The following is a 15235-nucleotide window of genomic DNA, read 5'->3' on the forward strand; positions in this document are numbered from 1 at the left end:
AGCCATGACGCTCCGCGATGGTCCGCGTTCCAAGCGCGGGCTCATCCTTACGGCCGCAATCGAGCGCTTCGGGGAAGTGGGCTTCGAGCACACGAAGTGGGCGTCGATCGCCGACGAGGTCGGTATCGGCCAGACCGCGCTCTACCACTACTTCGAATCCAAGGCACACTGCCTGCTGACGATCATGCGTCTCGAACTGGCGCAGTCGCTCGAGCGATTCACGACCGCGATCGAGGGCATCGACGACCCGGTCGAGGCGTTGAGCGCCGCCATCACCAGCGCCCTGGAAGCGACCCCCCGCGACGCCCTGCAGCGTCGGATCCTCCAGAGCCACATGGATCTGCTGGCCACGCCCCGTCAGTCCGAGAAAGAAGAAGCCGAGCGCCAGACGTCACGGGCGCTGGTGAATTCGATCGAAGAGGCATGGTCTCTCCTCATCGCGAAGGGGATGGGCGCCGGGGCCTTCGCCGATGCCGATGCGCGTTTGATGGCCCGGCTCGTCCTCGGACTCGTCGTCAGCGTGTGGCGCTGGTACCGGCCCGACGGCGACATGACACTCGACCAGCTCAACCGGCACGTTCGCGACGCCACTCTGCGTATCGTCCGCGCGTGACCCGCGGAGATCGGAGAGTGGCTTTTGCACACCCTCGATAATTGAACCTAATTCATGTCAGTAATGGAGAGATGATGTACAACTTGATCGTCCTGGCCGCCCGTCCGCACGACTGGAGCCACGAGCAGTTCATCCAGTGGTGGCGCGGTGAGCACGCCGACGTGACCTATCCGCTTCCCGGCCTGCGACGCTGGCAGCACACCGAAGTGCTGGACGCGATGGACGACAGGTCCCGGGAGTGGGACGGTGTGTCGATCCTGAGCTTCGACTCCCGCGAGGACCTCGACGCCGCGCTGGCCAGCCCGGAATGGCAAGCCGCAGTGGAGAACGTCGGCAAGATGCGCGGAAAGCGCATCCTCGTCATGGGCGAGGAGAAGACGATGGTCGAAGTGGACAGCGCAACATCATGAGGGCGGGGTGGATGGAGCCGGGCTGCTACGAGGTGGCGCCCGGTGTGCATCGAATACCCCTCCAGATGCCCGGTGACGGTCTCGGGGCCGTGAACGTCTACGCCCTCGAGACCCCGGACGGTCTGGCCCTCGTCGACGGTGGCTGGCGAGTCGGCACGACGTTCGAGGAGATGGAGCGGGCACTGCTCCGGATCGGCCACGGCACCGAGCAGATTCACGACATCTACGTCACCCACGTGCACCGCGACCACTACACGTTCGCCGTCGAACTCCGCCGCCGTCACGGTTCACGCGTCCACCTCGGAGTCGCGGAGGCGGACGGTCTGGCAGCGGTCGGCGCCCTCGGCAGCAACGTTCCGACGGATTCGCTGAACGAACTCCGCCGCGCGGGAGCCCCCGTCCTGGCAGACACCGTCGAGGCCCTGACCGCCGCGGAACCGTTCTACCCCGCGGACTGGGAAGAACCCGACCACTGGCTCGCCGCGGGTCCACTTCCGATCGGCCGGCACGCCCTCGACGTCGTGCACACCCCGGGCCACACCAAGGGACACATGGTGTTTCACGACGTGGATCAGGGGCTGCTGTTCAGCGGCGACCATGTCCTGCCCTCGATCACGCCGTCGATCGGCTTCGAGTTGGGCGAGTGGGACCTGCCGCTGGGGCGCTACCTCGACTCGCTGTCCCGGTTGCTCGACCGCCCCGATTCGCAACTTCTGCCGGCACACGGAGATCCGACACCGAGCGTGCACCGTCGAGTAGAAGAGCTTCTCGCGCACCACGACCAGCGATTCGATGCCATGCGCAACGCGCTGATCTCTCTCGGGCAGGGGACCGCGACCGCCGTGGCACACGTGGTCACGTGGACTCGTCGCGAAAGGCCGTTCACCACGCTCGACCCGTTCAATCAGATGATCGCCACCTGTGAGACCCTCGCGCACCTCGACACCCTGGTCGACCGCGGCCGGCTCACCGTCCGAAAACGAGACGGCCACGACGTCTTCTCCGTCGTCTGAGTCGACGTCGTCTCCGTGGTCTGAGTGGAAAGGATTCCCGTGCAGAGTCGTGAGCTCACACTGGCACACCATCCCCAGGGGAGGGTTCGACCGTCGGACTTCCGCCTCGACGTGGTGACGGTTCCCGAAGAACTCGGGCCCGGTGACATTCTCGTGCGCAACTCGTGGTCGTCGATCGACCCGTCCGTCAGGATGCGACTCGGCCCCACCGGCCCCGCCGGCTACCTGCCGCCGTTCCGCATCGGGGAGACGCTGACCGGGTTGGCCGTCGGGGAGGTGCTCCGGTCCCGTGCCCCCGGCTTCGCGCCGGGCGACACGGTGCTGCACATCAACGGTTTTCGTGAGTTCGCCGTGATCCGGCAGGACGGTGACACCCTCGCCGGGGCCGGTGGTGTGACGCGACTCGACATCGGCGAGCACCCGCCGCAGGCATATCTCGGAGCGCTGGGCAGCGCCGGGCTCACCGCGTACGTGGGATTGCACTGCATCGGTGAACTCGCAGGCGGAGACGTCGTGTGGATCTCGTCGGCGGCCGGAGCGGTCGGCAGCCTCGCCGCCCAGATTGCCAAGCTCCGAGGTCACTACGTGGTCGGCAGCACGGGATCCACCGAAAAGGTCCGGTTCCTGCTGGAAGAACTGAATCTCGATGCCGCGTTCGATTACCACACGCCGGACCTGACGCGGGCCCTCGACAGTGCGGCACCCGACGGCATCGATCTGTATTTCGATAACGTGGGCGGAACGCATCTCGGGGCCGCCCTGCATCGCCTTCGGCCGGGAGGCCGAGTGGCCATGGCCGGCGCCGTCGCGTCCTACGACGCCGAGACGGCGGCAGCAGGTCCGGACAACCTCTTTCAGATCGTGTCGAAGAGCCTCACGGTGAAGGGTTTCCGGGCCGGTGCCTACGACCACCTGCTCGGCGACATGCGAGCCGAGGTCGGGGCCTATCTCCGCGACGGGCGGCTCGTGGCCGAGGAGACCGTGTTCGACGGTCTCGAGTCGGCGCCGGACGCGATCGTTGCGATGCTGCGCGGCCGCACCGTGGGAAAGACGCTGTGCCGTCTGCGGTGACGACCCAGCCACACAGCAAACCTGGCCACAGCAAACATGGCCTCCGCATCGCGCGGAGGCCATGTTCGTGTGCCGGGGTTCAGGCAGCCGTCCACCCGCCGTCGGCGTAGATCTCCGATCCCGTGATGAAGGTGGAGTCGTCGCCGGCGAGGAAGGCGACCGCGGCCGCGATCTCCTCACCGCGCCCGAGCCGGCCCATCGGCGTGCCGGCGAGCATCTCGCGGTGACGCTCGGTGCCCTCCCACCGTTCGAGCAGCGGTGGCGTCGCGATGAATCCCGGGTGCAGCGAGTTGACCCGCACGCCCGCTTTCGCCCAGTGCAGGGCAGCGTTCTTCGTCATCGTGCGGACGGCGCCCTTGGCGGCCGCATAGGCGACACTGTTGCCCAGGCCACCCACGGTTCCCAGGATCGAGCACATGTTCACGATGGAACCGCCGCCGCTGCGTTCGATCAGGGGGCCGGCATGTTTCATGCCCAGCCACGTGCCGGTCTGGCCGATCCCGATCACACGATCCCAGTGCGCTCGGGTTTCGTCCTCGGCTGTTGCGACACTGCCGATGGCAGCGTTGTTGACCAGGGCGTGCACAGCGCCGAACTTTCCCTCGACTGCCGCGACGACCGCCTCCCACTGCTCCTCGGAGGAGACGTCCAGGGCGTGCGCGGCATGTCGCTCGGGCTGGGCGAGAGTGCGGAGCAGGTCGTGGCAGGCCGATTCGTCGAGATCGGTGACGACGACGTGGGCGCCTTCGTCGGCAAGCCTGCGGACTATCTCGACGCCGATTCCACCGGTCGCACCCGTCAGCAGGACGACCTTGTCGCGAAGCCGGTCAGGTCCCACACTCATCTGTACTCCTCGTCATTCGTTCGGATCGGGCAGGACATACCGATATCACAGGTTGCTCAACACGTTCCGGCCACCGACGAGCATCGCGAACACGACGCCGATGCTGGTCACGGCCGTCATGAGCAGCGCCATCGCCGCCACCAGCGGGTACGAACCGTTCTCCCACAGGTCGAACAGCAGCGTGCCCATCACCTGTGTCGTGGCGGCACGGACGAGCAGCGAGGCGGCGAACTCGTGGGTCAGCAGGATGAACATCAAGGCGACGGCACTGAGCACGGTCGGTCTCATCAGCGGCAGGATCACCCGGAGATTGGTGACGAACGGGCTCGCGCCACTGGTCGCCGAGGCCTCGGCGTAGGTCTCCCCGAGCGACAGCATCGCCGTCATCTGCATCCGGGTGGAGAACGGCACCATGAGCACGACGTACACGAGGATGATGACCGCTTTGGTGCCGTAGAGGATCAGCGGAGGCTGCGTGTAGGTCAGCAAGAACCCGACACCGAAGATCACCGCCGGAATGCCCAGGGGGAGAGCCGTGATCACGTCACCGATGGTCCCCAGGACCCGGTGCTTGCGGCCTCGCACGAGCAGAGTGGCGGTGAGATAGCCGATCGGCACGCAGATCGCCACTGCGACGACGGAGGTGAGAAGACTGGTGAACACCGAGTCGACGATGCTCGCCGTCTGGAAGAGTGCCCGGAAGTTGTCGAGCGTGAACAGATTCCAGGACAGCGATTCCGACCAGTACGGAGACACCGCCACGATGGCGAGCCCGATCAGCGGAACGACGAGTGCGAGAATCGCGTACACGGAGATCGCGGCGGCGGCCCAGACCGAGCGACCGGTGTTCGGTGCGAACGCTTTTCCGCCGTGGGTGACGAAGCGCTTCTGATTGCCGAGAAGCATCTTCTGCGCGAGCACGACAACGATTCCGAAGATGACGAGCGGTGACCCCGCGGCCGCCGCGGCCGCGAAATCCGCAGGCGACTCCGACACACGGCGGTACATTTCGGTGGTGAGCACCTTCACACCCGCGTTCTGCCCCAGCAGGAGCGGCCCCGTGAACTGGCCCAGTCCGAGAAGCAGCGCGATTCCGCCGCCGTACACCAGGGACGGGCGGAGCAGCGGAAGCACGACGCGAAAGAACACCCCGAGCGTCGACGAACCGCTGATCTGTGCGGCCTCGAGGTGCTCCGAACTGATGTTCTGCATTCCCGCGCTCACGAACAGGTATACGAACGACGTGAGTCCGAAACCGGTGAGAATGATGATCCACGGCGTGCTGTAGACGTCGATCGGTCCGGAATCCACGGTGTTCCACCAGGGAAGCTTGCGCAGGAGTGCGTTCAGGTACCCCGGCCCCGGAGAGAGGAGGAATGCCCACCCGACCACGTTGGCAACCGCGGGCATCACGATAGGCAGGATGGGGACGATCCGGAGAAAGCTCAGCCGGCGTGGCAGCCTGGTGGCCGCGAACGCGAGCACCGTTCCCAGCACCATCGCGATGGCGAGCGACGTGACGGCGAGGGCGATGGTCGTCCGGATGGTCTGACCGATGTCGTACCGCCCGTACTGGGCCTGATATCCGCGAGCGCCGTCTTGGAACGCCAGCGACTGCAGCCGGAACAGCGGGAGCACGACGAGGTACGCGAGAAACGCCAGCAGCGCGCCGTACCCGAGCCGGGTCCGCCACACCGCGCTGACGACGAGCGGCCGCGCGCTACGGCTCACGGCGACGGTAGCCATCATGCCTCCGATCGGGCTGCGGCCCGAGCGAGCTCGGGAGCGTGCAGATCGACGTGCCCGTCGGGGTGCGGGAACACCCGTAGTGCGCTGGGGGAGAAGCTGACCACCAGAGGAGATCCCGTGGCGGCGCCGCGCAGCCAGGACCCGTGCCGTCCCGCATCCGCGCGCAGGTACAACCGCTCACCGCCGGCGTCGACCGTCACGTCGAAGTAGCGGCCGCCGTACTCGGAGGTGACGAGTTCACCGGTCAGGCCGACATCGCCCGGGGCGACCTCGTCGAGCGAACGGTGCAGTGCGAGGTCGTCGGGGCGCATTCTTCCCAGGGCCGCGTCGCCGCCGATGTGTCCGCCCTGGATGCCGGCCGCATCGAGATCTACCGGGGTGCCCGCGCGCGTCGTCCAGCCCTCGTGCCGCCGGACGAGCTCGAGTCGGTTGGCCATGCCGATGAAGGCGGCGACATAGTCGGAGGACGGCGTCTCGTAGACCCGCTCCGGGGTGTCGTACTGCTCGATCTTGCCCGCCTTCATGATGGCGAGCCGGTCTCCGAGCGCGAACGCCTCGGCCTGATCGTGGGTGACGAAGACGGCTGTGAAGCCGAGACGTTGGTGGAGCTGATGGATCTGGGACCGCACCTGATCGCGCAGTCGCGCATCGAGATTGCTCAGGGGTTCGTCGAACAGCACCAGGTCGGGTTGTGCGACCAATCCGCGCGCCACCGCCACCCGCTGTTGCTGCCCACCGCTGAGCTGGGAGGGATACCGGTCGAGCAGGGCCCCGCAGTCCACCATTCCCGCAGCGGTTTCGACCTGGCCGGACGCCATGGCGCTCTTCATCCGGCGGACCTTCAACGGGTACCGGATGTTCTCCCGCACCGTCATGTTCGGCCACAGCGCGTAGGACTGGAAGACCATGCCGATGTTGCGTTTGTACGCCGGAACATTGATCCGGGCCGATGCGTCGAAGACGGTGTGGTCCTTGAACGTGATCGACCCGCCCTCGGGTGTCTCGAGGCCGGCGATGCAGCGGAGCGTGGTCGTCTTCCCACAACCGCTCGGGCCGAGCAGGACGAGGAATTCACCGTCCTCGATGTCGAGGTCGAGCTGGTCGACGATGGTGTTGGACCCGAAGGTCTTGGTCAGGTTGGAAACCCTGAATTGCGATGTCACCTGGCACCTGCTTGGTTGCGAGTGGTTTGTCTTGGAGGGCGTCCGTCCGGCTCCCGGGTTCGGAGCGCCGGTCGGAGATAAAATGAATTCAGTTCATTTCAGCGTAGCGGTGGGAAGCCCGGCGGGCAAGGAGTTGCCCGGCCGGGCCGTCACGACGACGAGAGCTTGGGAGTCCTGGCGCCCGCCGACGTTCCACCGTCGATCATGAGGTCGGTGCCGGTGACGTAGCTGCTCTCGTCGCCCGCGAGGAACAGGATGGCCTTCGCCACCTCGAGCGGCAGACCCCGGCGCTGCATCGGAATGCTTTTCACATACGCATCCATGTCGTCGTCGGCGAAACCTGCGCCCGCGGTGATGGCCGTGTCGATACTGCCCGGGCACACCGCGTTGACCCGGATGTTCTTCTCCGCGAACTCCAGCGCCGCAACGCGGGTCAGGGCGCGAACGCCGAACTTCGACGCGCCGTACGCACCGAGTTCGGCGGTCGCGAGGACACCGCGCAGCGAGGACAGGTTGACCACCGACCCGCCTGCGGTCATCGCGGCGCCCGCGGCCTGCAGTCCGAGGAACGTGCCCACCAGGTTGAGATCGATCATGCGTCGCAACTCGGCGAGCGAGGTGTCCATGATCGACGCCTTGGACGCGGCGCCGGCCGAGTTGACGAGAATACGCAGCGGGTGGCCGCGGTCCGCCATCTCGGCGGTCACCCGTGACCAGTCAGCTTCGTCGGTCACGTCCAGATGCCGATAATGGGCTCTCGCACCGAGTTTCGCCGCGACACTGTTGCCCAGGTCGTCGTCGACGTCGCACAGGTACACCGTCGCGCCGTGCGCATGGAAGAGTTCCGCGGTCGCGGCGCCGATTCCTCGTGCCGCACCGGTGACGAGAGCGCAGGTGTCACGCAGTCGCGCATCGTCTGAAGTCACTGGATGAATCGCTTTTCCCAGTCGGCCTGGTATTCGGTGAGCGATTCGGGCGTCAGATCGGACGGGTTGGGCAGTGCGATGTCCTGGGCCCGCGCGACGCTGCCTTCGATGCCGGGAAGGGCGCTCGCATAGCCGAGCGACAGCGCCTTCTGGCCGGCCGGGGTGACCATGAAGTTCGCCAGTACCTGAGCCGCATTCGGGTGCGGCGCCGCGGACAGGGCATGCGTGAACCAGGGTGTTCCCCACGGCGGCGTGGGCAGAGCCCAGTCGACGGGCGCACCCGATTCCTTCTCCCGCACCAGGGGTTGCACCACCGGGGTGGCGACGATCTCGCCGGACGTCAAGGCCTGGGCGACTCCCAGCGCGCTCGGGTAGATGCGCGGTTTCAGTTCGGCGAGTTTCTGGAGATAGCCGGGGCCGAAGTTCTTTTCGAAGAAGCGGTAGAAGTCGACATAGGAGGCGATACCGGACGGGTTGACGATGCCGATCTTGCCCTTCAACGCCGGGTCGAGGAGGTCTTCCGGCTTCTGCAGACCGCCGGGAAGTGCTGTCGTGTTCCATCCGAGGGAGAACACCGCCGCGCTGGTCAGGAAGAACTTGTCGGAGATGATGCTCTTCTGTGGTTCGTACTCCGGCGCGTCGAACGCCGGGCCGACGAGGTCGGCCGAGTACGTGCCCGACTCCGCGGCCGTCTCGATCCAGGCGGAGTCGGTGAGCATGTGGACGTCGGCCGTGCCGCGTTTCGTCTGATTCTCGACCTCGACCTTCGGGTTGATGTCGGCGTCCGTTCCCCGGACGTATTCGAGGGAGATCTCGGGATACTCCTGCTCGAACGCCACTTTGAGCGCCTCGAGATTGGCGGGATTCTGGCTCGAGTACAGCAGTACGCTGCCTTCGCTCTTGGCTGCCGCGACGACGTCGTCCCACGTCCCCGACACTGGTTGACTGACACCGGACCCGCCGGATCCGCAGGCGGCGGAAGCGAACGCGGCGACCACCGCGACCGCCATCAGCTTTATCGGCACACTTCTCATGGCATGAACGTCCTTCCGGAATCGGTTCGCCGGATGCGAAACCGTGTATTTGTTTTGCGGAGCGAGGGATCGAATGCGCGGCGACGGCCTACGACGAGAGCCTGTGAAGCAGCGCGGCGACCTGATCGGGAATCGTCACCATGGCCATGTGGCCGGATTCGAGAAAGACGGTATCGCCGCCGACGACGGCGGCCGATCGCTCCTGCAGTTCGGGCGGATAGCAGGCGTCCTTCGTCAACCGTACGTATGTGCGGGGTATGTCGGCCCGAAGGCCGGACAGATCGACGGACTCGGTGAGTAACGCGGCGGAGTCGTCGACCAGCTGGTCGATCATCCAGCCGGTCTGCTCGGCGTCCATGTCGTTGCAGAGCATCGCTGTGGCGCCCCCGGGATCCTGGCGATAGACACCGCCTTGTACCGACTCTTCCACTGTGGCGCGGACGTCCGGGTCGATCTGGTCGAGCACTCGCGTGCCGTCGGCCGGGACGACGGCGGAGAGGAAGACGACGTGCCGCAGTCGGCCCGCGAGCGCCGGCATGGCCGGCGTGGCCGTCACTCCGGCGAATGAATGTGCGACCAGAACGATGTCCTCGAGGTTCGCCGCCTCCACATCCTCGACGACGGCCGCGGTGCAGTCGGCGAGGGTGACGGACCGCGGGTCGGCGGACCGGCGTCTACCCCGTCCGGGGAGATCGACTGCGAGAGTGTCGCCTTCGAGCAACGGCAGGAGTGGGTCCCAGCAGGAGGCGCCCATTCCTGCGCCATGGATGAGAACGAACGACATGATTCCCCTCAAATTGAACTGATATCAGTTTGAATCTAAAGAAGTTACCGTGTGATGTCAATCACCTGCTAGCGTGAAGTGAATCCAGTTCAGTTAGGAGCATTCATGACGTCTCCACGTGCTGCTCGGCCGCTGCAGCTCGGCCCGCTTCGGTTGGCGAACCGACTCGTCGGGACGGCGCACGCCTCGGGAGCGGTCGCCGGCGGTGTCCCGTCGCCCGGCGACGCAGACTACTGGCGCCGCCGGGCAGCGGGCGGGGCCGCGATGCTGATCGTCGGCGGCACCGTGGTGTCACCGAACTCGGCCAACCGCAACGGCAACATCACCGAGGCCTGGCGTCCGGAAATCGTCGCAGGCCTCGAGGCCCGGGCACGGGCGATCACGGAGGAGGGGGCCGTGGCGGCGTGCCAACTGGTCCACCTCGGTCGTGAAACGCTCGGCGCCGAACTGTGGAGCCATCCCGTGGGGCCGACCGTCGTCCGCTCGCCTCGCGAACCGACGCGTCCCCGCGCACTCGGGCCCGCCGAAGTCGACGGGATCGTCGACGCCTTCCGCACATCCGCTGTTCACGCGTGGTCCGCCGGATTCCCCGTCGTCGAACTGCACGCAGCCCACGGATACCTGCTGGCGCAGTTCCTCTCGCCGGTCACCAACTTCGGCCCCGACGCCACGACGGTCTCGCAGCGGGTGCGGATCCTCGACCGCATCGCGGCCGCGGTCCGCGACGCGTGTCCCGGTCTCGTCCTCGGTGTGCGCGTCTCCGCAGAAGGGGGCGAAGAAGCCGGCCTCGGCATGGACGGGCTGTGTGAGCTCCTTCCGTACCTCTCCGGCTTCGACTACGTCAACGTCACTGTCGGCGTCCGCACCACCTACGTCCGGGACATGGCCGTCACCGACCCGCCGCTGCTCGATGCGGTCGGACGGCTGCGCGCGGCCACCGCGACACCGCTGCTCGTGTCACAGTCCTTCCGCACCGGTGCGTCCATCGACACCGCCCTGCGGTCGGGTGCCGACCTCGTCGGCGTGGCACGACCGCTGATCGCGGACCCGCACTTCCCGCGGAAGATGCTGACCGGCCGGGAATCCTCGATCCGCCCGTGCGTGTCCTGCAACGAGGACTGCCGGGCGTTCGACCCGGTCCTGCTCTGCTCGGTCAATCCGGAACTCGCTCCGCCGGGCGAGTCCGCACGCCCGGCGTACCCGCTGACCCTCGGCCCGACGCGCCGGTCCACGGACCGGCGCCGGATCGCCGTCGTCGGTGCGGGCCCGGCCGGGCTCGAGTGCGCGACGCGGCTCGGACCCGACCACGACGTCACCCTCTTCGACGGTCGCGACCGGATCGGGGGCCAGCTCGCGATTGCCGCGGGCGCACCACACCGCAGCGGCTGGCGTCGCCTCCTCGACTACTACTCCGACAACCTGTCGGGGGTGACGATCCGGCTGGGCCACCGGGTGAGTGCCGCCGAGCTGGAGGGCTTCGACGACGTGGTCCTGGCGGTCGGGGCCGAGGAGACGCTGCCCCGTGAAGCGGCAGGAACGACGTCGCTGCTCACGTCGCAGGCACTGGCCGGGGGAGGGGAGCCCCTGCGCGGCGCCGGCCATGTCGTCGTGGTCGACGACGGATTCGGGCTCTGGCCCGCGGCGAGTTCGGTCGAAGCCGCACTCGCCGCCGGCGCCGACCTCGTGACGGTCCTGACGCCGGCCGCGGCCTTCGCGTCGGGCCTTCCCGCAGAGGGGCGCGTGCAGTATCTGCGCCGGCTGTCGGGCCAACCGGTCGACGTGCGCGTGCTGTCGTCGATCGTCTCGGTCTCCGACGGCTCGGTCGAGTTCGAGAGCACGCTGTCGGGGGCGAGGACCCGCCTCCACGCCGACCGGGTCGTCGTCGCCGGCGAGCGGCGCTCGGCCGACTGGTCGCTCCTCGCGCCCGACAACCCACGCGTACACGTCATCGGCGATGCGCTCGTCCCACGCAAGGTCGCACACGCCGTCGCCGAAGGCCATGCTGTCGCCCGTGAGTACTTGTTAACCGCCGGCGGTTAACAAGTACTCACGGGGGCAGCGGTGTGGTTGCGCTCACACTCGCGGTCCCTTAGGTTACTGAACTGAAGTCAACTCAATTCGAATCGGCCGCCCTCGGAGGCATCGTGGATCAGTTGTTCATCACCTTGACCACCGGCATCGCCAACGGTGCCGTGTACGGTCTCATCGGACTCGGATTGGTCATCATCTTCCGATCGACCGACGTCATGAATTTCGCAATGGCATCGCTGTCCACTCTCGCCATCTATGTTGCTCTCAGTGCATACGGGGCCGGCGTGGGCATCGTCGTCGCACTGGTCGTCGCGGTCGTTTTCGGAGCCCTCAGCGGAGTCGTGGTGCGGGAAGCGCTGATCCGTCCACTGGGGCAGGGAAAGCTCTTCGCCGCGCTCGTCGTCACGATGGGCTTGTCGATCATTGTCGAGCATCTGATCGGCCAGTACTGGGGAGAGCAGCCGCGACGCTTCCCGCAGCTCATCGACGGCACGATCTCGATCGGCAACTCGAATCTGATGCTGCAGGACATCGCCACGATCGTCCTCGCCGCGCTGGCCGTGTCGGCCATTGCGTACCTCTTCACGCGTACGCCGCTCGGATCTGCGATGCGCGCGGTCGCCGAATCTGCCGAGACCGCCGAGATCATGGGCATCAACGCGCACAAGGTCGCGCGGACCGCCTGGGCTCTCGGCATGGCGCTGGCGGTGCTGGGAGTCTTCCTGTACGCCCCGAAAACCGGGGTGTCGCCGGTGATCCTCGCCCCCGTGTTGTTCCGTGCTTTCGCAGGCATCCTGCTCGGTGGCCTCACCAGCATGTACGGCGCCGTCATCGGTGGGCTCATCATCGGTGTCCTGGACAACCTCGCTGCAGCCTATATCTCCGCCAGCTTCCGCGACACGTTCGTCTTCTGTGTGGCGGTGCTCGTGCTGCTCATTCGTCCCCAGGGCATCTTCGGCCGCCAAACCTTCGAGAGGGTCTGATATCCATGGTCACAAAAGACATCTCGGCCCAGCCCACCGGACGCACCGCCCAGCGGCTGTACAGCGCCGGTCAGCTCCTCGGAGGCCCGGCTGCCGCGCTCCTCACGCTGGTGGTGCTGTCTTCCGGACTCGTACCGGGCTACCAGATGTACACGGTCGGACTCGCTGCCGTGTACGGACTGATCGTCCTGTCCATCTCGCTGCTCGCCGGGTGGACGGGTATCTGGTCGATCGGGCACCCCGCAATGGTTGCGATCGGCGCGTATGCAACCGCCTACGGCAGCAGTCACGGTTGGGGACTTGCCTTCACCTCCGTTGTCGCCGTTGTCTTGTGCGCACTGCTGGGAGGCTTCCTCGGTTTCGCCGGCTCCCGCTTCTCCGTGCTGTACGTCGCCCTTCTGACGTTGGCGTTCACCTTGGTGATCCTCGAGATCATCGGTGCGTGGAAGAGCGTCACCGGCGGCGACCAGGGAGTGCCGGTCGAGACGTTCGAGACCGCGCTCGGCGACCTCGTTCCGTCGTCCGACGAAGTCACCTACCTGGCCGTCGGAATTCTCGGTCTCGCGATCGCGGTGTCGGTGTTCCTGCGCCGCACGACCATCCGTATGCGTATGGTCGCCGCCAAGACGCACCCCCTGGCGGGCAGGTCGATCGGTATCGCTCCCGAATTGCAGTCGAGCCTCGGCTTCGCGATCAGTGCGGGTGTCGCGGGCCTGTCCGGTGTGCTACTCGCCTTGCTGTCGGGCTTCATCAGCCCGGAGGGGTTCTCGATGGTGTTCGCGGTCAACCTGATTGCCGCGACCGTCCTCGGCGGGACCGGCAGTGTGATCGGTGCCGTTCTCGGCGGCGCGTTCCTGGCGTCCGCACCGACCTTGGCGTCGTCCCTGTCGATCGACCAGCCCTACCTGATCGGGGGTGTCCTGATTCTCACCCTGCTGTTTCTCGCCGATGGAATCGTCCCGACGGCCGGGAAGCTGTTGCGCCGATTCGTCCCGGTCACCCGGGCACTCGGCCGCCCGGCGCCGTCCCTCTCGGGACCCGATCTCGTCGACACTGCGGGATCGGGCGCGAACCTGCGGGCCGATGCCGCCGAGGCGGCCGTGCTGAGGACGGAGGCACTCGGTGTCCGATTCGGTGGTCTTCAGGCCGTGCACGATATCGATCTCCGCGTCGGTGCGGGTGAGGTGCTCGCGATCATCGGGCCGAACGGGGCCGGCAAGACCACGTTCGTCAACGCCCTGTGTGGCCTGATCGGTGGCGGTGAACTCGAGGGGACGATGGAACTCGGTGGCCGACCGCTGAACGGCGTGCGGGCGACTCGTCGACGTTCGCTCGGCCTCGGCCGGACATTTCAGCATGCCGAACTTTTCGCGGAACTGACCGTTCTCGAGAATGTCAGTGTCGTCAACCGTTGGGAGCGCCGTGCCGATCGCGACTCTGCGTTGCAGGTACTCGCAAGTGTCGGGTTGGCCGACCACGTGCACCGACTCCCCGGAGAACTGCCGTTCGGGCTGCAGAAGCGGGTCGATCTGGCCCGTGCGGTCGCGGCGCTGGCCGACAACCCGCGATTGATGGTTCTCGACGAGCCGTTCGGTGGCCTCGACGCGGACGAACGTCGGACCCTCGCAGAACACATCCGCCGGCTCTCGGATTCCGGTACCTCGGTGGTCATCATCGACCACGTCCTCGACGATCTGTTCGCCGTCGCGGATCGGGTGGTGGCGTTCGACTTCGGTGAGCTGATCGCCGATGGAACCCCGGATACCGTTCTCCAGAACCAAACGGTCCGCGACTCGTATCTCGGAAACATCGACACCACACTGATCGCACCCGACATCGACCGAGCGGCGACGCCGTTGATCTCCGTGCGGGGGGTCGAGCACCACTACGCGGGTGTACGTGCGTTGTCCGGCATCGATCTCGACGTCCACGCGGGCGGCATCCTCGGCATCGTGGGCGCGAACGGCGCCGGCAAGAGCACCCTGGGCCGGATCCTGCACGGCGACCTGCACTCGACCGGCGGCACCCGGACGGTCACTGGCACAGATGCGCTGCGGCTCAGCCTGGTTCCCGAGGGGCGTGCCTTGTTCCGCACCCTGTCGGTGCGCGAGAACCTCGAGGTCGCGGCGTACGCCGCAGGAATCTCCGGCCGCCGGTTGCGCACTCGGCTCGAAGAGTTGCAGCACGGACTCCCCGAACGTGTCCGCACCCGCATGAACATCCCGGCAGGCTCGCTGTCCGGCGGCGAACAACAACTGGTCGCCATCGCCCGTGCGCTGATGGCCGACCCCGAGGTTCTGATCCTCGACGAACCTGCGCTGGGTCTGTCCCCGGCCATGGTCGACGAGGTCTACTCGCAGGTCAATGCTCTGGCGCGTCGCGGCATCACGACCATCCTGCTCGACCAGTCCCTCGCCCGCGCGCTCGAATCCTGCAGTGAGATCGTTGTTCTCCGTCAAGGTGAGGTCGTCGCGCGCGGCAACAGCGGCACGCCGGGATTCGGTCAGATCGCGGAGGCGGCGTACTTCGGTACCGAGATCCCCGCGCACATCGGGGAAGTGTTCGTACCAAAGCCGTGACGGCCGTGGGCGTTCCGCGAAGCTGAATCGCCGTC

Annotated in this window: 13 protein-coding genes; 7 read left to right on the plus strand and 6 right to left on the minus strand. The window is 66.8% G+C overall.

The genetic code is table 11. From position 1 onward, the window contains the following. The first annotated feature begins 4 nt into the window (after positions 1–4). The 4 genes from JWS14_RS26315 (at position 5) to JWS14_RS26330 (ending at position 3107) form a co-directional block, all read left to right on the plus strand. Complete coding sequence (locus tag JWS14_RS26315) at positions 5–613, plus strand: TetR/AcrR family transcriptional regulator (protein WP_083395629.1); 609 nt, start codon at positions 5–7, stop codon at positions 611–613. A 74-nt stretch (positions 614–687) separates the two neighbouring features. Further along, positions 688–1023, plus strand: coding sequence for an EthD family reductase (locus JWS14_RS26320; RefSeq protein ID WP_174705508.1), 336 nt, complete (start codon positions 688–690; stop codon positions 1021–1023). 11 nt (positions 1024–1034) lie between these two features. After that, positions 1035–2036: an MBL fold metallo-hydrolase gene (locus JWS14_RS26325; RefSeq protein WP_095863264.1), complete on the plus strand. Its 1002-nt coding sequence runs from the start codon at positions 1035–1037 to the stop codon at positions 2034–2036. Positions 2037–2075: 39 nt separating this feature from the next. Continuing rightward, positions 2076–3107 carry an NADP-dependent oxidoreductase gene (locus tag JWS14_RS26330; RefSeq protein WP_095863265.1) on the plus strand — a complete coding sequence of 344 codons (1032 nt, stop codon included), beginning with the start codon at positions 2076–2078 and terminating at the stop codon, positions 3105–3107. A 79-nt stretch (positions 3108–3186) separates the two neighbouring features. On the opposite strand, the gene JWS14_RS26335 is transcribed toward JWS14_RS26330, so the two are convergent. From JWS14_RS26335 to JWS14_RS26360, 6 genes are all read right to left on the minus strand, one after another. Then, on the minus strand, positions 3187–3951 hold the full coding sequence (locus tag JWS14_RS26335; protein WP_095863266.1) for an SDR family NAD(P)-dependent oxidoreductase: 765 nt from the start codon (positions 3949–3951) through the stop codon (positions 3187–3189). Positions 3952–3996: 45 nt separating this feature from the next. Further along, positions 3997–5697, minus strand: coding sequence for an ABC transporter permease (locus JWS14_RS26340; RefSeq protein ID WP_072942897.1), 1701 nt, complete (start codon positions 5695–5697; stop codon positions 3997–3999). After that, positions 5697–6863: an ABC transporter ATP-binding protein gene (locus JWS14_RS26345; RefSeq protein ID WP_095863267.1), complete on the minus strand. Its 1167-nt coding sequence runs from the start codon at positions 6861–6863 to the stop codon at positions 5697–5699. Before JWS14_RS26345 ends, JWS14_RS26340 begins: the two co-directional genes overlap by 1 nt. Positions 6864–7012: 149 nt before the next feature. Further along, the gene (locus JWS14_RS26350) at positions 7013–7789 is read right to left on the minus strand and encodes an SDR family NAD(P)-dependent oxidoreductase (RefSeq protein WP_095863268.1); all 777 of its coding nucleotides are present in this window, start codon (positions 7787–7789) and stop codon (positions 7013–7015) included. Then, positions 7786–8823, minus strand: a complete 1038-nt coding sequence (locus tag JWS14_RS26355; protein WP_095863269.1) for an ABC transporter substrate-binding protein — start codon at positions 8821–8823, stop codon at positions 7786–7788. The genes JWS14_RS26350 and JWS14_RS26355 overlap by 4 nt, the downstream gene beginning before the upstream one ends. A gap of 88 nt (positions 8824–8911) precedes the next feature. After that, positions 8912–9607 carry an alpha/beta fold hydrolase gene (locus JWS14_RS26360; RefSeq protein ID WP_072942904.1) on the minus strand — a complete coding sequence of 232 codons (696 nt, stop codon included), beginning with the start codon at positions 9605–9607 and terminating at the stop codon, positions 8912–8914. Positions 9608–9712: 105 nt separating this feature from the next. Between JWS14_RS26360 and JWS14_RS26365 the strand changes: the two genes are divergently transcribed. The 3 genes from JWS14_RS26365 to JWS14_RS26375 all read left to right on the plus strand — a co-directional run bounded on the left by JWS14_RS26365 (position 9713) and on the right by JWS14_RS26375 (position 15200). Then, entirely contained in the window at positions 9713–11647 is a 1935-nt protein-coding gene (locus tag JWS14_RS26365) for an oxidoreductase (RefSeq protein ID WP_095863270.1), read from the plus strand. Positions 11648–11751: 104 nt separating this feature from the next. Next, positions 11752–12621, plus strand: a complete 870-nt coding sequence (locus JWS14_RS26370; RefSeq protein WP_072942908.1) for a branched-chain amino acid ABC transporter permease — start codon at positions 11752–11754, stop codon at positions 12619–12621. A 5-nt stretch (positions 12622–12626) separates the two neighbouring features. Further along, positions 12627–15200: a branched-chain amino acid ABC transporter ATP-binding protein/permease gene (locus JWS14_RS26375; RefSeq protein ID WP_095863271.1), complete on the plus strand. Its 2574-nt coding sequence runs from the start codon at positions 12627–12629 to the stop codon at positions 15198–15200. Positions 15201–15235: the final 35 nt, after the last annotated feature.

Source organism: Rhodococcus koreensis (assembly GCF_017068375.1).
Classification (GTDB): Bacteria; Actinomycetota; Actinomycetes; order Mycobacteriales; family Mycobacteriaceae; genus Rhodococcus_F; species Rhodococcus_F koreensis.